The 6,109-nt window shown below is 41.3% G+C and carries 6 protein-coding genes; 1 reads left to right on the top strand and 5 read right to left on the bottom strand.

The annotated features are described in order from the left end of the window. Window positions 1–124: 124 nt before the first annotated feature. The 4 genes from BN3456_RS13530 to pcrA all read right to left on the bottom strand — a co-directional run bounded on the left by BN3456_RS13530 (window position 125) and on the right by pcrA (window position 4,942). On the bottom strand, window positions 125–667 hold the full coding sequence (locus BN3456_RS13530; protein WP_089984890.1) for a hypothetical protein: 543 nt from the start codon (window positions 665–667) through the stop codon (window positions 125–127). Between the two features lie 227 nt (window positions 668–894). Then, a complete protein-coding gene (rlmD, locus tag BN3456_RS13525; RefSeq protein WP_089984919.1) occupies window positions 895–2,265 on the bottom strand; it encodes a 23S rRNA (uracil(1939)-C(5))-methyltransferase RlmD in 1,371 nt (456 codons plus the stop codon). Window positions 2,266–2,393: 128 nt separating this feature from the next. Further along, entirely contained in the window at window positions 2,394–2,633 is a 240-nt protein-coding gene (locus BN3456_RS13520) for a hypothetical protein (RefSeq protein ID WP_089984889.1), read from the bottom strand. Between the two features lie 83 nt (window positions 2,634–2,716). Continuing rightward, a complete protein-coding gene (gene pcrA, locus BN3456_RS13515) occupies window positions 2,717–4,942 on the bottom strand; it encodes a DNA helicase PcrA (protein WP_089984887.1) in 2,226 nt (741 codons plus the stop codon). 190 nt (window positions 4,943–5,132) lie between these two features. On the opposite strand from pcrA, the gene BN3456_RS13510 reads away from it, so the two are divergent. Continuing rightward, on the top strand, window positions 5,133–5,774 hold the full coding sequence (locus tag BN3456_RS13510) for a DUF1836 domain-containing protein (RefSeq protein WP_089984885.1): 642 nt from the start codon (window positions 5,133–5,135) through the stop codon (window positions 5,772–5,774). Here the strand turns inward: BN3456_RS13510 and BN3456_RS13505 are convergent. Further along, window positions 5,771–6,076, bottom strand: a complete 306-nt coding sequence (locus BN3456_RS13505) for a YerC/YecD family TrpR-related protein (RefSeq protein WP_089984883.1) — start codon at window positions 6,074–6,076, stop codon at window positions 5,771–5,773. The genes BN3456_RS13510 and BN3456_RS13505 overlap by 4 nt on opposite strands. Window positions 6,077–6,109: the final 33 nt, after the last annotated feature.

The raw sequence follows: 6,109 nt of genomic DNA, 5'->3' as shown, positions 1-6,109 counted from the left end.
TCCCTCCCAATGAACCATTAGCTTCTTGATCTGATTCACTAATTCTATAACTTTCAAAAAGTTGCCTTTTTAGACAGCTTAAAAAAGTGCGTCCATTTGTGGCTGCCCTCTACTTTCTTTCACACTATTCCTTTCGCTCAATACTTGGCGCATCTCCAAATTCAAACCTTGCTTGCCTTGCAACTGTTGCCGCCATAACAAGTTTTTCTTCAGTCATGTTTGGTATAATCCAAAGGCCTTTTACAAAGCGAGAATAGTACTCTTTTTCAGACAACTCATTAGGTGCACATATTCTATAGTTTACTGGATATTTATCTGATGGCCACTCCCACACATACTCTATAATCCCAATAAATTTATCTATTTTTACAGCTTCAGGTGACCCAACTAAGACAGAAAACTTTATATTTGCATTGTCTTTATTAAAGCAAAATTCTTCACATTTTTTCATTTCGTATTTATTCAATGGTTTAGCTTTTATTTCAAACCACCTATCAAGACTTGGAATATAAAAATCTGGTAAATATCGAATTCCATTCATCTCAAATCCTTCAACTTCATACTCATACTTGAGTCCAATTGCATCAAAGAAAACAGCCCATCTTGCTTCAAGACGACTTCTAAATCTGAATCCATTGTATTTTGTTTCAATAGGCTTTATATCCACTTTTACTTACTCCCTCCCTTTGACACCCAATCCACTGCCTAAACTCCCTCTGACATCTAAATCACTGCTTCAATGCCCGACATCTAAATCAGCACCTAAACTATACACACTTTTCCGGTTATGCTCATATCGCTCTGTTTCCGCAAAGCGATATGTTTAGACTTCGGATTGAATGTTTTCGTACTCCTGATAGCAAAAAAGACCTGAAATCAGGCCTTTTTCACACATTACTTCTGAACCCTTGACATCAACACAACCGTCTCAACATGCACAGTCGAGCAAAATTGATCTACGGCCACGCATTTTACCACTTCATACCCCCGCGCCTGCATCATCTCCAGGTCTCTTGCCAAGCTTGTCACTTTACAGGATATATACACAATCTTATCCACCTGATAATCCAATATCTTGGGCAGCGCCTTGGGATGTATCCCGTCCCTTGGCGGATCCAGCACTATCACATCGGGCTTTTCTTCTATTTCATCCAGCACCTTGAACACGTCCCCAGGGATAAATCTGCAGTTTACCAGCCCATTGAGCTTTGCGTTTTCCCGGGCAGCTTCCACAGCTTCCCCAACAATCTCTACTCCGATCACCTGTTTTGCCACCGGCGCCAGCACCTGTGCTATGGTTCCTGTTCCGCTGAAAAGGTCGAATACCGTCATATTCTTAATGTCCCCTATATATTCTCGAACTGTGTTATATAGCACCTTCGCTGCTCCGGAGTTCGGCTGAAAAAAGGAAAATGGAGTAATTTTAAATTCCATACCTAGCAGTTCTTCATAAAAGTAGTTCTGACCATACAATATCCTTGTCTCATCGCTCTGAACCACATCGGAAAGAGAATCATTTAGGATATGCAGCACCCCTACAATCCGCCCCTCAAGTTTCAGTTGAAGCAGTTTTTCCACCAATGGCTGCAAATCCATCTCCTCCTGGGTCGTGGTGACCAGATTTACCAATATCTCACCGGTCACATCCCCCCTGCGAAGCAGTAGGTGTCTCAGGTAGCCCGTATGCTGCATTTTCTTATAGTAACTTACATTTCGTTCCCTGAAATATTCGAGTATACAAAGCAGTATCTGATCCATGTCCTTATGTACAAGTTTGCAGTCTCCTGCTGTCAGTACATCATAGGTGCTTCCCTTTTTATGAAGACCCAGAGAAAGGGGGCCGTCCTTATATTCATCTCCAAAAGAAAATTCCATCTTATTGCGATAGCCGAATTCTTTTGGACTGCCTTTTATCCCCTCAAAAATGTATTCCTTATCTACAACTTCATCTATGATATTTTTCACCTGTTCTGCTTTCATCTTCAACTGCGCATCATAGAGCATGGTCTGATACATACAGCCGCCGCAGGCGGGAAAAATACTGCAGACAGGGTCACGTGTCTCCAGTGGTGATTTTTCTAATACCTCCAGGAGTCTGCCTTCCCCTTTGCCATGTTTAAACTTATTTATTACAAAGCGGATTTTCTGTCCCGGTATTCCGTTTTTCACCGTTACATATGTCTTCTCCTCGGGCACCCATACCAGGCCCTTATTCGGAAAATCAACTCTTTCTATTTTCCCTTCTAACACTTGTCCTTTTTTCATCCCTGCCTCCAATATATTAATAAATATAGGAAATGAAATTTCCTTTGACATAAAAACAGACAGGATGCATTAAGCCTCCGCATCCTGTCCTTTATTCTTTTCTGTCTTATTGCACCTCAATGTGTTATTTATACTTGATCATCCTCACTGAAATAATCATCAAAATCATCATCAAAGTCATCTTCAAAATCTTCCAGGTAGTCCGGTTTAAAGAAACGGTACACTCCATAGGCAATGGCTGCTACTGCTGCTACTGCCCCCACGATCGCCAGAACCCAGAGTACTGTATTTTTCTGCTTCTCATTTTCTTTACCACGCAGTAATTCATTCAATTTTGTTTCAGCAATTAATTCCTCGACTCTGTTCATACTGTCACGTCCTTTCCCTTTTATGTTCAGGTGTATTTTTAATTATTATATCACTATCATTTTCATATTACTACTTATTTATGCTAAATTTTCCTCAGTTTTGCAAAGGAGGCGAACATCTTTTTTACACCAGCCTTATCAAACTCTACCGTCACCTCGTAGTCCCGGCCTCCTTCGGTAATAGCTTCTACCGTTCCTTGGCCAAACTTTATATGCAGTACTCTGTCTCCGACTGTATAATTCAGTTTTTTTCCTTTGGTTACTGCGAACTGCTGTGCAGCTTTTCCCGTTGAAAACGCTTTGGTTTTAAATGCCTGTTTTGCCTGGAAATAAGGATTTTGAGTTGGAATTTCAAAATCTTCTTTAAAGGTCTTCCCCGTTTCTATCAGTTCTTCGGGAATTTCCTTTAAAAAACGTGAGGTTTTGTTATAATGAGTTTCCCCCCGCACCATTCTTTTTCTGGCACAGCTCACCGTCAATTCATTTTCGGCACGTGTGATACCCACATAGCAGAGCCGCCTCTCCTCTTCTATCTCTTCCGGATCATCAGATGTAACTGTCATATAACTTGGAAACAGACCATCCTCCATTCCTGCCAGATATACATGGGGAAATTCAAGTCCTTTTGCGCTGTGCAATGTCATCAGAACCACATAATCCTGATTTTCATCCAGGCTGTCAATATCGGCAACAAGGGCAACTTCCTCCAGGAATCCACTCAGAGTCGGTTTTTCATCTCTGTCCTGACTATTTTCCTCATAAACTGCAATTTTACTTATGAGTTCATCAATATTTTCAATTCTGGCCTGTGCATCCTCTTTGTCATCCGCTTCCAGCTCTTCCACATAGCCTGTTTTTTCAATAATCTCTTTCATCAGGTCGGAGAGACTTTCCGTTTGAGCCATTCCCTTAAAATATTCAATCAGTGCCACAAAGGAATCTAGCTTTGCAGCACTCCGGGCAATGTTTGGGATCAGATCCAGCCCCCCCAGTGCATCATAAAAGCCGATTTCTCGTTCTGCCGCAGACTCCTGCACCCGATTAATAGTCGTCAGTCCAATTCCTCTCTTGGGTACGTTGATGATACGCCTCACTGCCAGGTCATCCCGTCCGTTGTCGATAGTTTTCAGATATGCCAGCAGATCCTTGATTTCTCTGCGGGCGTAGAAATTAACTCCACCCACAATTTTGTAGGGAATATTGGAGGACACAAAACGTTCTTCAAACAAACGAGACTGAGCATTGGTACGGTACAAAATGGCATTGTCATTGTAGGCCGCTCCTTCCCTCACGTTCTTCTTGATATCCTCTGCAATAAATTCTGCTTCATCATATGCCGTGTCAAACTGTTTGAGCTGAATCTTCTCACCTTCTCCATTTTCTGTCCACAGAGCTTTCTCCTTTCTACCCACATTATTGCTGATAACTGCATTAGCTGCATTCAGAATATTGCCTGTAGAGCGGTAATTCTGCTCTAGTTTAATCACTTTAGCATCCTGAAACTCTTTCTCAAAATTCAAAATATTCTTAATATTAGCTCCCCGGAATTTATAAATAGACTGATCGTCATCCCCCACCACACAGAGGTTCTTATATTTGCCTGCCAAAAGACTTACAAGTTTAAACTGTACGGTATTTGTATCCTGATACTCGTCCACCATTATGTAACGAAACCTTTGCTGATAATATTCCAGCACATCCGGCTGGGTCTGGAGCAGCTGCACTGTTTTCACAAGCAGATCATCAAAATCGAGTGCATTGTTTGCCCGGAGCTGTTTTTCATATTCCTTATAAACCTTGGCAATCTTCTGTTTTCCAAAGTCACCGCCTGCATTAAGCTCAAATTCCTCGGGGGAGATTATTTCATCCTTCGCCGAAGAAATGGATGCCAGAAGGCTGCGCTCCTTATATACCTTTGTATCAATGCCGGTTAGTTTACACACGTCCCGCATCAGCGTTTTCTGGTCATCCCCGTCGTAAATAGTGAAATTATTTTCATATCCAAGCCTGTCAATATATCTTCTCAGTATTCTGACACAGCAAGAGTGAAATGTGCTCACCCAGATGCTCTCGGAACCGAAGCCAACCAGCTGATCCACTCTCTCCCGCATCTCTCCCGCCGCCTTGTTGGTGAAGGTAATTGCCAGAATATTCCAGGGATTTACGCCCCTTTCTTCTATCAGGTAAGCAACTCTGTGAGTCAGCACTCTGGTCTTTCCTGAACCGGCCCCCGCCAAAATTAAGAGAGGTCCTTCCGTGTAGAATACGGCCTCCCGCTGTTCTTTGTTTAATGTATCATAAATGCTCATTCGTATCTCCTGTCTGCTGTAAAACTTGTTGACCCTTGATGCCTGGGATTGCTGTGCACTTTGTGCTCCTGGTATCTGTATATATGAGTATAATATAAAATGCTGTTTATGTCTACCAAGTACAGGCAGGTGAAAAAGGACTTGCCATATAGTTTTAGATACTATATAATGTTGTCATCGAGGTGATACTATGACAATTGACGCACAAGATATGCTCAACAGCATTCTGGAAAGTATCTCACGCATTGATTATGTCCATCCGGGAGATATTCCAAATATAGATTTGTATATGGATCAGATTACAACATTTATGGATTCTCAGCTTGCCTCCACGAAGCGGTACAGGGAGGATAAGATTCTGACAAAGACCATGATTAATAATTATGCCAAGAATAATCTTCTTCCTCCTCCGGTGAAGAAAAAGTATACAAAAGAACATGTTCTTGTTTTGATATTTATCTATTACTTTAAAAATATTCTGTCAATCCGGGATATTGAAGCCTTACTGGAACCTATAACGAACAATGCTTTTTCTGTCGATGGAGATTTAGATCTGACTGCACTTTACGAAGAAATATGTGCCATGGAAAAGGAACAGATTGAACCTCTTCAGGAAGAAATCAAGGAGGCTTACCAACAGGCTGAGACTACTTTTAAAAATGCAGATACCAGGGATCGTGATTATTTACAATTGTTTTCTTTTATATGCAGTCTGAGTTTTGATGTATATGTGAAGAAACTGCTAATTGAAAAGATTATCGATGAGCTGCCCTCTTCCAATAAAGAAAAGCCATCTAAAAAACAAAATGCTGTCAAAAAAAGAGATGCTTAAGCATCTCTTTTTTTGTTTTTACCGACTCTTTCAAATACCATGTCATAACCATCATTTCCATAGTTCAGTGAGCGGTTCACACGGCTGATGGTCGCGGTAGATGCGCCAGTCTTGTCTGCAATCTCCAGATAAGTCTTCTGCTCACGAAGCATCCTTGCAACTTCAAAGCGCTGTGATAGTGATAACAATTCATTGATCGTGCATATGTCTTCAAAAAAAACATAGCACTCCTCTTTGTTCCTCAGACTCAGCACAGCGTTAAAAAGATTGTCCACCTCTTCTGTCCTTATCTTCTTACTCATATTGCCGATCTCCTTTATTAGTCAAATGACCAC

It is taken from the genome of Clostridium sp. C105KSO13, from assembly GCF_001517425.1.
In the GTDB taxonomy this organism is placed as follows: domain Bacteria; phylum Bacillota; class Clostridia; order Lachnospirales; family Lachnospiraceae; genus Muricomes.
This window is presented reverse-complemented; position numbering and strand designations above follow the sequence as displayed.